The sequence below is a fragment of the Vibrio sp. 10N.261.51.F12 genome (assembly GCF_041471725.1).
Taxonomy (GTDB): Bacteria; Pseudomonadota; Gammaproteobacteria; order Enterobacterales; family Vibrionaceae; genus Vibrio.
The window spans coordinates 122184-137913 of record NZ_JBFROV010000038.1 but is presented as its reverse complement, the minus strand read 5'-3'; the positions used below and the strand labels follow the sequence as shown (position 1 = coordinate 137913).

11 protein-coding genes and 1 pseudogene are annotated in these 15730 nt (G+C 43.0%); 10 read left to right on the top strand and 2 right to left on the bottom strand.

All coding sequences use genetic code 11. The features are described 5' to 3' along the window. Positions 1-483 precede the first annotated feature (483 nt). From AB4405_RS20475 to AB4405_RS20450, 6 genes and pseudogenes are all read left to right on the top strand, one after another. Positions 484-1507, top strand: a pseudogene (locus AB4405_RS20475) (IS110 family transposase). Between the two features lie 139 nt (positions 1508-1646). Continuing rightward, positions 1647-1865: a hypothetical protein gene (locus AB4405_RS20470; protein WP_102469133.1), complete on the top strand. Its 219-nt coding sequence runs from the start codon at positions 1647-1649 to the stop codon at positions 1863-1865. Further along, complete coding sequence (locus AB4405_RS20465) at positions 1858-3621, top strand: ABC transporter ATP-binding protein (protein ID WP_372062610.1); 1764 nt, start codon at positions 1858-1860, stop codon at positions 3619-3621. The genes AB4405_RS20470 and AB4405_RS20465 overlap by 8 nt, the downstream gene beginning before the upstream one ends. Next, entirely contained in the window at positions 3615-5402 is a 1788-nt protein-coding gene (locus AB4405_RS20460; protein ID WP_372062609.1) for an ABC transporter ATP-binding protein, read from the top strand. The genes AB4405_RS20465 and AB4405_RS20460 overlap by 7 nt, the downstream gene beginning before the upstream one ends. 152 nt (positions 5403-5554) lie before the next feature. Next, the gene (locus AB4405_RS20455; protein WP_372062608.1) at positions 5555-6157 is read left to right on the top strand and encodes a flavin reductase family protein; all 603 of its coding nucleotides are present in this window, start codon (positions 5555-5557) and stop codon (positions 6155-6157) included. 293 nt (positions 6158-6450) lie between these two features. Then, positions 6451-7449: a succinylglutamate desuccinylase/aspartoacylase family protein gene (locus AB4405_RS20450; RefSeq protein WP_372062607.1), complete on the top strand. Its 999-nt coding sequence runs from the start codon at positions 6451-6453 to the stop codon at positions 7447-7449. A 26-nt stretch (positions 7450-7475) separates the two neighbouring features. Here AB4405_RS20450 and AB4405_RS20445 read toward each other — a convergent pair whose 3' ends face one another. After that, positions 7476-10028: a response regulator gene (locus tag AB4405_RS20445; protein ID WP_372062606.1), complete on the bottom strand. Its 2553-nt coding sequence runs from the start codon at positions 10026-10028 to the stop codon at positions 7476-7478. Beyond that, the gene (locus AB4405_RS20440) at positions 10021-11220 is read right to left on the bottom strand and encodes an acyl-homoserine-lactone synthase (RefSeq protein WP_372062605.1); all 1200 of its coding nucleotides are present in this window, start codon (positions 11218-11220) and stop codon (positions 10021-10023) included. Before AB4405_RS20440 ends, AB4405_RS20445 begins: the two co-directional genes overlap by 8 nt. A gap of 939 nt (positions 11221-12159) precedes the next feature. Here AB4405_RS20440 and zigA point away from each other — a divergent pair. The 4 genes from zigA to AB4405_RS20420 all read left to right on the top strand — a co-directional run bounded on the left by zigA (position 12160) and on the right by AB4405_RS20420 (position 15660). Beyond that, positions 12160-13365: a zinc metallochaperone GTPase ZigA gene (gene zigA / locus AB4405_RS20435; protein ID WP_372062604.1), complete on the top strand. Its 1206-nt coding sequence runs from the start codon at positions 12160-12162 to the stop codon at positions 13363-13365. Continuing rightward, complete coding sequence (locus tag AB4405_RS20430) at positions 13362-14030, top strand: DUF1826 domain-containing protein (RefSeq protein WP_102469125.1); 669 nt, start codon at positions 13362-13364, stop codon at positions 14028-14030. The genes zigA and AB4405_RS20430 overlap by 4 nt, the downstream gene beginning before the upstream one ends. 5 nt (positions 14031-14035) lie before the next feature. Next, a complete protein-coding gene (locus AB4405_RS20425) occupies positions 14036-14488 on the top strand; it encodes a Fur family transcriptional regulator (RefSeq protein WP_372062603.1) in 453 nt (150 codons plus the stop codon). Between the two features lie 155 nt (positions 14489-14643). After that, complete coding sequence (locus AB4405_RS20420) at positions 14644-15660, top strand: GTP-binding protein (protein WP_372062602.1); 1017 nt, start codon at positions 14644-14646, stop codon at positions 15658-15660. Positions 15661-15730: the final 70 nt, after the last annotated feature.

Here is a 15730-nt window from a genome sequence, read left to right as displayed (position 1 = left end):
TAGCGATAGTTATTTATATAACAAAATAGTTAGAAAGGGATTTTATATTAACTGGGGTTTGATGAATATCCTAACGTAGTTATAAATGGTGAGCTAGCTTCTTCGATTTAATATCAGGGTGATACAATTATGCTTGTTTGATGCCACAATTCACAAGTATATGAAATGTAAAAACTTTGTGATTAACCATTGTTTAAAGTGAACCTATTTATCGACGTGATCCTTATTACCAGTTCGGGACGCCGAGTAAAGTGAGTACAATCACTAGCGAGATAACCCCAGAGACCTTAACATGATTCTATGATCTACGGTTGGCGGCTGGTCTGCGACATCAGTGTTGGACACCAATTTAGGATTTTCAATACTTGTGTTTATTCACGGATTGCTAATGCTCGATTTTGCGTAACTCATTAATAAGATGGTACGCCCCACCCATACGCTAAACTTAACATTGTTAGGTTCAACTGAATAAAGGTGACCATCATGACTACTATTCGTGTTATCGGCATCAATTTAGGAAAAATACATTTCATCTTATAGGCCACGATTATTCAGGCAGAGAAATCTTTAGAAAGAAGCTTAATAGACAAAATTAACTTCAATTATTATCAGTTCATGGACCTGTTATTGTTTCGATGGAAGCCTGTGGTGGTGCTCATTGGTTGGTAAGACGGTGTGAGTCGTATGGGCATCAAGTTAAATTGGTGCCTGCTCAGTATGTTAAACCCTACGTAAAACAAACAAAAATGACTTCATTGATGCTGACGCAATTGCAGAAGCCTCAATGCGCCCTAACATGCGCTTTGTTTCTCCAAAAACGGAATTAGCCCAAGTATGTACCGTCGTTCGAAAAATCAGAACAGGTTACATTAGAGAGAGAACAGCTTGTATGAATAGAATAGGGTCAACCCTTCTAGAATTTGGAATTAGCTTCCCTAGAGGGCATCACAATATGAAGAACCTATTTCAGTACTTAGCCGACAATAAAGAACCCGTTCCTCCAATGTTAATTTTGGAGCTTAGAGATCAGTTAGATCATTACAATCAGTTGAATACATGGATTAAAGAGCAGGAAAAGAAATTAGTAAACTTGCTGAAAGATGATGAATTGTTATCTCTTTTACAAAGTGTTCCAGGAGTTGGGCCAATGACCGCATCTTGTTGTTTGTCAGCGGTTGTGAACCCTCACGATTTTGCTAATGGTCGTAATTTTGCCGCTTGGATTGGTTTAACTCCTCATCAATATTCTACTGGTGGTAAATCAAGAATGCTTGGAATATCGAAGCGGGGAAACAAAGAGCTTAGAGAGTTATTCGTCCATGCAGCGAGGGCTGTTATCTGGAGGGATGGGACGGCTGAACGTTACTTTGGGTCTTGGCTCATTGACTTGAAGCGACGGAAACTATTCAATGTTGCATTGGTCGCTTTAGCGGACAAGTTGGCTCGGATAGCATGGTCGGTAATGGTTACTCATAAGGCTTTTGAAATAAGAGTTTCAGTAAGCTAGCTGTATCGTCGTAGATCGGGTTATTTTTGTTATGCATCCTTTGGTCGCTATTCATTTTCATAATGTATCTTTGTTTTCGGGTACCATTTATTTTTGGTAAGTGTACACTTATCAAATCTACATCGAATATGGATTCTTCGTGAAAGCTAATTCAGATCAAGCACGCCACTGTTGCGGCAGAGGAGGCTCAAGGCCTGGTAGCGGTCGTAAACCAGGCGTGAAAACTCGTCCGGTCCGTTTGCCAGAATGGTTACTTGAGGCGCTCGAACAAATAGATGATCCTCGCCACTGCATTATTAAAGCGTGCGTTGAGCAGTACGGAATTGAACCACCACATAAGAAAGAGTCGAATGAATAAAACACAGTTTTTCGCCCATTATCTGCGCATGAATCGTAAATCGTATCTACTGGCGATTGTGTTCATTTTTCTCGTCAACTGGCTGCAGGTCGAAATCCCACGCTATATTCAATTGGCGATCGATCTGATTGAGGATGCGTCAAGCCTTGGTCATCAACAATTGCAAACCTATGTTGGTATTGTCGTCGCTATGTCGGTGCTGATGGTTGGGGTGCGAATTTTGTCGCGAATTTATGCCCTTAATCCAGGCCGAATAACGGAGGCGGCGTTAAAAAACACGCTTTTACAGAAACTAAATCGCCTTCCAAGCAGCTTTCATACTCGATTTGCATCGGGGCGACTGATCTCTATCATCAACAACGATCTCGCCGGCATCCGACTCATGTTTGGCGTTGGTTTTTTACAGTTTTTTAATGTCCTGCTCGCGTTGTCACTGACCCCCTTGTATATGTGGCGAATCTCGCCTGAGCTCACGCTTTACTCTGTGATTCCAATATCCATTGCGTTTGTTATTTTTCGCATAGGCTTTAAACGTATGAAAGTGTTCCATTTAGAACACATGCAACGCTTACAAAACTTATCAGCTCAACTAATGAGCTACTTATCTGGTATTGACTTAATTAAGAGTCAGCAGATGTCACCTTGGGTCAGGGCTGAGATCGAAAAGCTAAACCAACAACTCCTACGTTGCCGAATGCAAATCACGCGCATCCAAGTCTTCTTTATGCCGGTTCTTGATTACGCCAACGATTTAATGAAGATCTTAATCCTAGGGTTGGGTGGGTATATGTTGATGAACCAAGAGCTTACACTTGGCGAGATCACAGCACTTTTAACATATTCGGTGTTACTGGCGATGCCATTGATGCAACTTGGCCGGATTGCCACCATTTATCAGCGAGGCATGGTGGGTATCCAAAGTGTTCAAACCATTTTGAATGCCGAAGTCCCAGAGCAAGATAAGACCGAATTGTCGTCACCCAACGTGCAACAAATGAAAGGAAAAACCTTTTCAGTTCGTCATTTGAGTTATCGATATCCGGGTGAAGACAGACTAATTCTGGATAACATTAGCTTTGACATTCCAGCCGGCAAAAAAGTCGGCGTTTTAGGAGGGATTGGGGCCGGTAAAACGACGCTCGTTAATTGCTTGAATCACCACTTAGATGTGCCTGAAGAGACTATTTTTCTTGGAGACCGGGATGTGACCACTTTTTCGCGGAATGATTTACGCCGCTTCATCAAAACGGTGACTCAAGACCCCTATTTATTTTCGGCGAGCATAGAAGAGAACATCCGTTTTGGTAGCGCCAACCCGGATGTTGCAAAGAAACAAGTCGATGATGTGCTTCGATTAAGTCAATTTGCAGATGATGTGGCTCACTTTGAAAGTGGCGATCAAACCTTAGTTGGTGAAAAAGGAGTGATGTTGTCAGGAGGTCAAAAGCAACGGTTGAGTATCGCACGTGCGTTGCTTGAACCCGCAGATTTGATCATTATGGACAACGTCTTATCCGCTGTGGATTACGAAACCGAGCGTAAAATTTTAGAAGGGCTCTTTGAACGATTAGAAAATCAGTCGGTGCTGGTGGTCTCACATCGTGTCAATGCACTTGAGTATATGGACGAGATCATCGTATTGAATGAAGGCCAAATTATAGCCAAAGGTGATCATGCTACATTGCTGTCCACATGCTCATATTATTATGAAACGTGGCAACTTCAACAAAATGAAACGGAGACAACAGCATGTTAAAGGGTGTTGACGTTAAATATCTAAAGCACTTCTTTAAATTTGCTAAGAAGTACAAACGCACAGCGATACTTGGTATAGCCATGCTGCCGCTGACTGTCGTAACCAGCCTTTTTTTCCCCTGGCTTATTATTCAAGTGATTGACGTTCATTTGAGTCAGGGTGATATGGAAGGATTGATGCGTAATATTGTTTATTTGATTCTTGTTCTTATTGCCAGTTATGTCGTCGATACTATCTATTCATACAACCTACGGAAAACAGGTCAATACACGATTACCGACATGCGCTCAGTCCTGTTTGAGCGAGTGCTTAAACTCCCTCGGCGTTATTTTGATAATACTCCAACAGGTGTGACGCTTTCTCGATTAACGAGTGATTTGGAGACCATTGGTGAATCGTTTGTGCAATCAATAGTTGGCCTAGTGAAAGACACGATAAACACGATTGCGCTCCTTGTCATGATGCTTTTTATTGATTGGCAATTGACGCTCATTGTTTTGATTGTCATGCCTCCAGTCATGTATTTGACCGTTTATGTGCGTAATCGTCTTCGAGCGATGCACAAGATTACTCGGTCTGCTTTGGCGCGAGGTATCGGTTTTCTACAAGAAGTGCTGCTTGGTATGAATACGGTTCAGATGTATCGAGCAGAAGAGCAAGTTGAGAAAAAGTACAAAGGGTACATAGATGAATTCTTAACCGCCCAAAAGAAAATTAACAAGTATGATGCCGTTTTATTTTCGTTTATTTCTGGGATAACGTCGGTCACGATTGCGTTGATGATTTGGTATGGCTCAGAGCAAGTGATTGCAGGCACGTTAACGCTTGGCGTACTCATCGCGTTTATTAATACGTTAGAAAAGGTATTTGTGCCTATTCGAGATTTCACCTCGCAGATTGCTTCTATTCAAAGTTCATTTGCAGCGTTTGACCATATTGAAGAGCTATTCATCGAACCAACGGAAGAAGAGGGGCGTAATCTACTGCCAAGTCATCAGGTCGAAAACCAGCTTAAGCAATTTGTTCGCTTAGAGTTTAAGAACGTGAGTTTTCGTTATAAACCCGATTCGCCTTATGTGCTTAAAAACGTGTCGTTTGTGTTAGAGAAGGGACACCAGATTGCCTTGGTTGGTTCGACCGGATCGGGTAAGTCAACAATCATGCGTTTGATTTCAAAAACCTACCAAGACTATGAAGGAAGCATTTTACTTAACGGTATTGAGTTGTCTGACATATCTTATGAAAACTCCACCCATTTATTCTCAATGATGATGCAAGATGTCCATCTATTCGCAGAGACCATCCAGTTTAATATCGCTCTGGGGAAAACGGGGATCTCGCGCCAGCAAGTGGAGCAAGCTGCTCGTTATGTTTATGCCGATAAGTTTATTAACCAGCTGCCAGAAACATACGATTTTATTTTGGATAAAAATGGTTCTAACCTTTCGGTGGGACAGACACAATTGATTTCATTTGCACGTGCTGTGGCACAAGGCGGGCAAGTCATGATGCTAGACGAAGCAACGAGCTCGGTGGATTCAATCACTGAAGATTTAATTCAAAAAGCGATGCAGCGTTTGTTTAAAGAAAAGACCGTGATCGCTATTGCCCATCGCCTCAGTACCGTTCGGCATTCTGATAAGATTCTAGTGTTAGAAAGGGGACAGATTGTAGAGCAAGGCAGCCATCAAGAGCTGGTGTCTCATGATGGTATTTATGCCGGTTTATTGAATGAATCAATAGCGCAGCCAACTGGGCTGAATGGTGTGGCGTCATTGTAGGGATACTATCAATCTAGGCGTCGAGTTCGACACGCTTCGTTCAACGTGTTGTTCATGTTTTAAATGACAACTCGATTGATTTGCTCGTTGTGCATAACGGATTGGCTTAGAGCATGTTTATTCGACATGTTGAAATGTAAGGAAGAACACTAATGATTTTTGATGTATCTAGGTTAGAGAATCAAGCAAAATACCGTTTGTTAAATGGCGGTGTGACGCCACGTCCAATCGCTTGGGTGAGTACACGTTCGAACGATAACATAGATAACTTGGCCCCTTATTCGTTTTTTACCGTCGCCAGTTGTAATCCACCAGTGTTGATGTATACCCAAATTACGCAACGAAGTGGTATTGATAAAGATACGTTGCAAAACTTACTTCAAACCGGAGAGTGCGTGGTTAATATTGTTAACCAGGAATTAGTTGAGAAAATGAATCGCACCAGTGCGAGTCTAGATAGCCAAGAAAGTGAATTCGATTTTGCTGGTATTGAAAGTTGTCCTAGTCATCACGTTTCCCCGTTATCGGTCATGCAATCGCCAATTCGATACGAATGTACATTAAGAGACGTCATTGAAGTGAGTGCGCAACCCACGGGCGGGAAAGTCATTATGTTGGATGTTAAACATATTTATGTTCGTGATGACTTATACAGTGAAGGGCAGATTGATCAGGCTCTGCTTGATTCTATTGGCAAAATGGGCGGAGACGATTTTGCCACTACCTCTGAGCAAATTAATTTAACTCGACCTTGATTATATTCCGGCCGTCGAGGGCCGAGGGATTAATCGAATAGCGGAGACGATTTAAACATAGCCGTCATCGCGCCGTGTTCATGCCTGGTTTTCTATACCGGCTTGTCAGTGTTTCTTAAAGTAACGAGTGTGTTTTCAAGTTCGATATTAGTGGATGTTTTTGATTTATCATGTAATAAGCGAAAGCGTATATGATATCCACGCTTTTATATTGCAGCGTAAAAAGGTAAGTTTAGGTTGAAGCCGAAAGGTACCTAAGGCAATGATTGTCTTTTGTTTGTCCCGGAGAAAGCATGTCTACACCTCTCAATGATTGTATTGTACCCATGTATCCTACGATTCAAGCACTTGATGTTAATGGATTAGAGGCAGGAGAACATAAATTTTGGTTTGCAGTGGCTACCGACGCCATTGGTCATCCACAATTATTACCGGTCCGCGTCTTCAAAGGTCAACATCCGGGAAAACGAATTATGATTACCGCCGGTATTCATGGTGATGAACAAAACGGAATTTTGACGGCTCAGCAATTAGCGCGAGAATTGATGGGTCGTATAAATGCAGGTGTTGTGACAATTGTTCCCACCGTCAACTTGTCAGGTATTGTACGTCATAGTCGAGACTTTCATTCTGCCGCACCTGATAGTTCTACGTCTAACTTAAATCGCGTGTTCCCTGGTGATCCTGACGGTGACGACGCCCATAGGTTTGCGCACAGTTTGTGGCAGAATTTGTTAAAACCCAATGCTGATTTAGCGATAGACCTGCATTCACAAACATCTGGTGCGGCGTACCCACTTTATGTATTTGCAGACTACCGGCTCGATGACTCTATTCGCATGGCACGATTGATTGACCCAGATGTGATTTTAAATGACCCAGGCGATCCAGGGATCTTAGAGACCGCCTATAATCGGTCCGGTATTCCTTCTATTACCATCGAGGTCGGTATTGGACGCTATTCTGACCACGTTATGGTAAGCCGAGCAGTGAACGGCGTTTTAAACGTGTTTCGTGCTTATGAAATGATTGATGGTGATGTACAACCTCAAACGGTGAAGTGTACGGAAGGGAATCAAATCGTCAGTATTCGGGCTAATCAAGGTGGTTTTGTGATTAGTCATGTGGCACTTCTTGATGAAGTTACAACAGGACAAAAAGTGGCCACGCAATACAACAGTTTTGGCGACGAAATTGAACATTATTATTCGCCATCTAAAGGTGTGGTGATTAGCCACAATGTTGAGTCAGTTCGAGCGCCAGGATCGTTAGTGGTGAGGTTGATTAGATAATGTGTCATTGTGAATGAAGCGCGGCATTAGACTTGATTGGCTTTAGCATCTTTATTCAACAGACCTTCAAGTAAATGCCGTAGAGCGTCTAATGAGGTTGGTTTTTCCAAACGTCCATCCATTATCGTGTTAATCATGTCTAACTCACTCGCTCCTGATTCACCCGATAGCGCAATGATGGGTGTGTGGGGCGAGTAGGCTTTGATTAGTTGGCTGGCATCAAATCCATTCATTACAGGCATTTGTACATCCATTAAGATTAAGTCGACATGATTCGACTTAAATATGTCTACCGCTTTCTCACCATTGTTTGCTTGCAAACTGTTAACGCCAAGCTGATTTAAGTACATCTGAACAAGCGTGCGTTGCACTTCCTTATCGTCGACGATCAGCACGGTCAGTCCTTGGCTGTTTATGGATTCCTGAAGGTTCAGTGATGTGTTGGGCTCTTGGTGTGGCTCGGTATCCGGCTGGTTGTTTTTCCAATCAGTGAAGTAAGGTGTACGAAGTGTTTCTGCTTTTGGTGCATTAGGAACAATAGGGAAATACAAATGAAATTCGGTAAATTCACCGAGTGTCGATTTACATTCAACCCTGCCACCAAATGAACGCATCACACGCTGGCAATAACCTAACCCTAAACCGCTACCTCCACTTTTTTGGTAAGAATAAAAGTCGTCGAAGATTTTATGAGTAATGGCGTCGTCAATACCCGGACCAGAGTCTCGGAATATTAACACGTTCTCGTACGCGCCTGTTGTGGTGCTTATTTCGATTTGACTGCTTGGATAGGAGTCAAAATAATAAATAGCATTACGTATCAGGTTGAATATGACAAAGTTGAATAAAGTTTCATTCAGGTTAGCAACAAAGTCCGCATGTTGCGGTAACCGTATTCTCTCGATAATTAGGTCATTTTCAAAGCCATAGTGGCTGACTGCTTGATCGACCGCTTTGTGAATGGAGGTCATAGTAATAGGACTTTGCTCAGATGAGCTATCACTGACTTCTCGTAAGATGATGTCAATCAATTGTCGTCCACGTTGAATGGCGGCTTGACCGTTTTCAATATCAAGTTTGAGCTGCTTCGTGGGAGCGTTATGGTCAATATGTTGTTTCAACACCTCAAAATGCAGTTGTACTTGAGCGAGTGGGTTACGCATTTCATGAGCAATAGAGTTTGCGAGTGCGCGGCTTTGACGAATGCGCCTGTCTGCTTCAATAGTACTTTGTACGCGAGTTAACAAAGTCTGTAGCGCGGAGATCTCTTCATTAGAGAACATTTGATTGTTGATTTTGTGCGATGAAACTAATAAATGCGTGACAGATTGTCCCTGACCGAATAGTGGCATGACCAGCGCGGTGTTATTTGAGCTCATCTTTTCATAAAGTGCTTTGATTGAGCGCTTAGTGCGCAATTTATCATTCAGTATTTCAGTCAGCTCATCAAAAACTAATACGGAGTTGTTTGAGGAAAGGTAGTCTTCGTAGAAGGCTTCATTATAGTTGCTATTGACGAGGCGCAGGTTGTCGTTTGGAATGTGTAATAGCCTGCTTAATTGCTCCATTGCGTCATCAATAGATAGCTTGAAATCATCTTCTAACGCAAGGATCTGCTGTACGGGTGTTTTCTTATTCCTGTAAATTAAGAAAGAAGCGTAGCGACTCATACGTTTATAAAGTAAATGCCAGGTTACGCCAATAAGGGCGCAGATAGGGATAGCAATCAGCCATTGGTTACTATCGGTTAGCGGGATGAATATGGCACCAAAAGGTACGACCAAAATTGCGCACACTAACAGCATATTAACGCCGAGGTAAGCGAGGTACTTCACACTGTAGAAACGGGATGTTAATAAGGCATAACCCACGAACAACATCTCACTGATGGATAACGCTGGTGGTAACCAAGTCAGTGAGAAGTCGCCCATGAAATAGGTCATACCGAGATGGATGGTGGCAGTAGAAAGCATGAACACCAAGATACCCGCAATCATATAGTTGGTTCTGGCTAACGTGAGTTTGCTGCTGTTTGATCGCATTGCTACTAGGTTTATCAACGTTAAGACAACAAAGCTCACCAATCCAATAAAGAAGTATGACGTGTGCGGGCCAAACTCAATGACAAACTGACTTGGACCAGTAATGTCGACGTGCTCGACCGTAAGGCCTGGATGAAAGTTGATATAGAGTGAGTAGACCGTTAGGGTGACCAAAATGACTTGTTGCCAGCGGTGGACTTTACCATTACGCAATTGTGCTGCCAGTTGACAAGAAAAGTAATAGGCGAAAGCAAACGCAAAAAAAGCCGCGAGATTGGCAAATTTAGCAGCAAACATAGCCGCAGAAGCACCAAACATCGGCAATAAATCAGTATGGAAGTACGCGTTGCTGCTAATCCAAGCCACAATACAGACTGAATAGGCGATGTAAGTTACATGGTGTGTCCCCAACATGACTTCGTTTTGTTGTTTGAGCCGATAGCAATAATAGAGTAGCCAAATGACCACTACGGCTACTGTCATAAGAAGCACAATCGCTTTCGCGTAAATAAGCGCTTCTAGGTTGATATCAAACATGTTCACCCTTTGCTAGCAAGATACGCTTTCTGCTGCCACGAACCGCGTGCTTATAGCTGCGAAAATCCGTGTCACAGAAGACTTTGGTCATCATTTCGAAATTCCAGAATCCACGATAGGTTTTTATACCATCGTTATTTAGATCGCAATATCCAGAGTGGAAATATGCTGTTTTATCAATGGCCTGATAGAAGTTGAGCATGAACGGTTGCTCGATAATAGTGAAGCCAATTTTGTATCCTACTTGATGTAATACGCTCATGAGTTCTTTTTGAGCAAGATAGAGGAAATAAAGCTTTTGCTGAGTATTACCACTGACTGTTAGACGCAACACCTCACATACCGCCTTTTTATCTGACAATTGTAACTGGAATTGGTCATCAAATTCTGGGAGAGAGTAACATTTTGATAAGGCAGATGGTTTGAAAATGGCACAATTCGTTAGCTGGATGTAACCGTGAGGTGGTAAGCAGTAATGCCAGTGCTCATTACTAAACTGTGCATCATAACTTAACCAAGCTGCCTTCAATGACCAGTCTTGAACGAGCGCAGAAGCGACGAGTGTGGGGAATACTTCGTCGGTAGGGTGCTTTAGTAAAATAAAGTGTTTCCCCGTTTGTGACAGTGACAACAAAGGCAGCATTTCGTACCACTTTTCACCCTGTATGAAGAGCTCAAGGTTGCTTAAAGCGATGGCGTCTTTAATTGGCATTGCTTGCGGATGACTTGGTGTCTTGACCACAAGAGGGGCATTTTCAATTTGTTCAATCAAAGCGCCATAGTACGCACTATCTTTTAGAGGGAGCACCACAGAAGAAGGGGAGTTGGCACCCAAAGGGAATTGTTTCTTGATCACGGCAATCTCGCACGCACACCAAAAATCTAACCAATGCATATAGCATTGACTCGCGACTTCTTCGAATAAAGCGCTACCTTCCGATAATGTATTTGGATACTGATGAATGAGGTCGCGATAGTCCAATAATTCAAATAGCATGGAGAGGCTCTTGTTTCTATGCGACGGAAATAGCGACAATAATTGGCTTCTACGGTGGTCAGTGACGGTTTGGAAAAGAGTCGTGCGTTCTTGTGGAAGATAATGACTAATAATGAGGTCAATCAGCGTTTCCTGTTTTTCTTCGATCGGCAGATGACGAGTCGTAAGTAAGCGTAAAGACGACATTAATTCCATTAAGTTAACCCAGCCTAGGTTGATTGAATTCTAAGAGGTCGATATCAGTGACTAAGATATGAGCTGGAGGATAGCCACTTAATCTAGACAATAGCAAAGTCATATGCACTGACGACATTAAAATAAAGTTGCATAATTGTGCGCAAGTCTACTACTTGTGATTATCCTTCACAACTGACTTTGCCAGCTTAAGTTAGTTCATTGATTTCTAATATATAAACGGTTGCTGTGACAATTTTAAAACGTAGCCTGTGCCTATGATATGCCGTTAAGCAATACGTTGCTGCCATTCATTTAAGGCCTCTGACAACCCCAATATCGGGTGTGTTTTTTGTCGCTTTCGAAGTAAACCACAATCCTACTGTCTTGGTGGTATTTTGGCGTGTCGTTGGAACACGAATCATAAAACCGTCATCGAATTCGATCCGTCATCAGTCTGTCGTATTTGTGTCGTCAAAATGCAATTAATCGAAGTCGCGTCCTCTTTATTGGTTTTGCCAATACTCGCTTTCCGGCAATACGATTTGCCAATCGGCTAACCAGTACCTCGATCTCTTGAACTTTCCGACACGCGCTATTTCATGCGGTAACAAAGCACTAAAACGTCATTGTTAGTGAAGCGCACCATTTCCATTGCTAGTCAGGTCTGATTCACACGTCCTTTTCTCTGTCTTAGAGAACATAAAACGATAATTAGCAAAACCACTTGTTATGTTATAACATAACAAGTGGTTTTGCTTGATCAACTTATCGATTGTGTTTTAAGTACGTTGATTAGCTTAACTATGGAGTGAATTGCTCACCAATTACGATGGAATCGGGGTTAATTTGGATTCCATTGTAATTGGTGGATAACTTGTTAAGCGGGGTGCAAGGGCAACTCGATACCACGAGACCTAAGATTACTAGGTGTCAGTTTGTTTTACTTAAGAGAAAAACATGAATCAGAAAAAAATCTCTGTCACCGTGCTGTCTGGGTTTCTTGGGGCAGGAAAGACGACCATTCTTAGCCATATTCTTAATAATCGCCAAGGCAAGCGTGTCGCCGTTATTGTTAATGATATGAGTGAAATCAATATTGATTCTATGACAGTAAAAAATGACGTCTTGCTGGAACACAAAGAAGAAAAGTTAATCGAAATGAGCAACGGCTGCATTTGTTGTACTTTGCGTGAAGATCTGCTTATTGAGGTGAGTCAGTTAGCGAGAGAGGGGCGCTTCGATAATCTGCTTATTGAATCAACAGGGATTGCGGAACCATTGCCTGTGGCTGAAACGTTTACCTTTGCTGACAGTGATGGTGTGTCGCTCTCTGATGTCGCAACACTAGATACCATGGTCACCGTTGTCGATGCCGTTAATTTTTTACGCGATTACGAAGCGGCCCAAGATTTGACTGAAACGGGTGAATATCTGGATGAAGATGATGACCGTAGCGTTACTGAGCTTTTGATAGAGCAAGTTGAGTTTGCCGATGTTTTGTTGATCAGTAAGACGGACTTGGTTACTGAGGATGATATTGCGCGGTTGACTGCCATTCTTACCATGTTGAACACGCGAGCTCGAATCCTCCCAATACGTAATGGGCAGGTCAGTACTGCAGATGTATTAGATACCGGCCTGTTTAATTTTGAGCAGGCACAATCTGCACCGGGCTGGCTAAAAGAACTAAGGGGTGAACATATACCAGAAACGGAGGAGTATGGTATTGCTAGTTTCAGCTACCGAGCTCGACGGCCATTTCATCCTGAAAAGTTCCATCGCTTTCTTCATGATACCGAGCGATTTGGCACATTGCTTCGATCAAAGGGGTATTTTTGGTTGGCGTCACGTCCCGATTTTGCAGGGCAGTGGAGCCAGGCGGGAGGTATTGGAAACCATGGGTTTGCTGGATTGTTTTGGAAAGCGATTCCCGAAGAAGAGTGGCCAACTGACGCTGATGATTTAAAGGCTATTCAACAGAGCTGGGTAGAGCCATTTGGTGATATGCGTCAGGAGCTCGTGTTTATCGGTCAGGGGCTGGATCAGGTCGCAATGACACAAGCACTGAATGATTGCCTATTAAGTGATGAGGAATTGTTGGCTGGTGAATCTCTGTGGCGAACCCTTTCCGATCCTTTTCCTGAATGGGAGTTTGAGGTATGACCTGCCATGTTGTTGCTGATACCGATGTAAATATAACGGAACGACCATTAGCGCAGGGCACTCAACCAAGCGCACTAACGGACATTTATCGTTCAGACCGTAATTTAGCAGTTTGGCAGCGTTCGCTGCCAAATGAGCTAATAAAAAATATTCAACAGATGTTGCAAGAAGGCAAGCCGTTAGCGGTCGTCAAAACCGTGACACCGGATACGGTGGCTGATTTGCTACGAGATAAGTTGGATGGATACGCTTGTGCTGATGACCTCAGTGACGACATAGCATTGATCGTAGATATGTTCTGCTGCCTTTTTGACTTGCAAGAAGTGGGATTACGTTTGACGACATTGGATACGGCCATGTGCCCCAAATTCCACGTCGATCATTTACCGTGTCGGCTTGTCACGACCTATGCGGGTTTTGCTACGCAGTGGTTAAATAACGATGATATTGACCGCAGCAAACTCGGCGCGGGTAGTGCTGGGTTGCCGGATCACCAATCAGGTTTGCTTAAAACTAATGTGTGTATTAACCAATTAAAAAAGGGCGATGTTGCGTTACTGAAAGGCAGCGGTTGGGAAGGGAATGAAGCTACGGGCGTGGTACATCGCTCACCAGAAACAACCGGGACTGAACGACGGTTACTGCTGACGTTAGATATGAGGTAGTTGAAATGCAAGACGTTGAAGCCGTCATTAAGCATGTAGAGAAAAACTGTAAGGCTCAAGGTAAACAACTGACGACCAAGCGTAAGTTGGTTCTCCATGCCTTAATTCATGCCGATAAGGCTTTATCAGCCTATGAACTGGTGGATTATTGTAAAACACACCTTAATCAGAATATTCAAGCGATGTCGGTGTATCGTATTTTAGATTTTCTTGAGAATGAACATTTGGCCCACAAGCTTAAAGTATCGAATAAATACATCGTTTGTTCTCATATCCTTTGCGAGCATGAACACGGAGTTCCTCAATTTCTCATTTGTTCCAAATGCGAAAAAATTAGTGAACAAACGTTAGATGCCTCAATGATTACAGGACTTCAGTCTCAAGCAAGGCAACAGGGTTTTACTGTGATTAGTCCTCAAATCGAAATCAACTGCGTATGCGACGACTGCGCTAAGTAGTCGGCACCGTTCTTGCTGTGCCATTTCCGTACCATTCTATATTTTGCGCCCTCCCTCAGAAGAGAAAAGACAAATGTTAAAAAGAAATCAAAGTGGTTGCATGCGTGATTCGTTGACAAACCACACATTAGTTCAAGGCTATAGGAGAATAGCAAATGAGCTCTAATACCCAATCGATAATAAACATACCGACGAACATTATTACTGGGTTTCTTGGTGTAGGTAAAACGTCTGCAATCTTAAAGTTATTGGAAAACAAACCAAAAGGTGAGCGCTGGGCTGTACTTGTCAATGAGTTTGGTGAAATTGGAGTTGATGGTAGCTTGCTACAAGGCCAACAAACTGCAGACCAGCAAGTGTTTATCCGCGAAGTCCCCGGCGGGTGCATGTGTTGTGCAGCCGGTTTACCGATGCAAATTGCACTCAACCAACTGTTATCAGAGGCAAGGCCAGACCGTTTGCTAATAGAGCCAACGGGGTTAGGGCACCCAAAAGAAGTACTGCAAGTCTTGTCGAGTGAACATTATCGCAAGGTATTATCGCTACAAAAGACCCTAACCTTAGTCGATGCGCGTAAGTTGTCAGACAGTCGTTATACCAGTAACGGCACGTTCAATCAGCAAATTGCGATTGCCGATACGGTTGTCGGTAATAAACAAGATTTGTACCAAGAGGGCGATACAGAGAAATTAGAAGCCTACGTGGCTGAATTAGGTCACCCAATGACGAAAGTAATATTTGCGCACTATGGCGATATTCCGTTGTCGGATTTTGAAGGAGAGACGTTCATTCAAGCACAGTCACCTCATCACCATCATCATGGCCACAAAAAAACGTTGGCCTCTGAGGTCGCGATGCCGGAAAGTGGTGTGATTATGGCAATGAACCAGGGAGAAGGGTTTGAAAGTGTTGGCTGGCGCTTTGCACCAAACAAGCATTTTGATCGTAAACAGGTACTCGATGTCTTAATCGAACTTGATGTGGAGCGCATGAAAGCGGTGTTTATCACTCAAGATGGAGTGTTTAGTTACAATAAGGCTGAAGATGAACTAACAGAAGTCGAATTGAATGACTGCGTTGAAAGCCGTATCGAGATAATTGGCCGCTCGATTGATGCGGGGTTAGAGGAGCGTCTGTTGCAGTGCATTGTCAATTTGCATGCCATTAATTGATCGACATGGAGTTAAGCTTGTTGCAATTAACGTATTGGTAACTGAGTGAACGTTGCCGCCGCAACGTTGA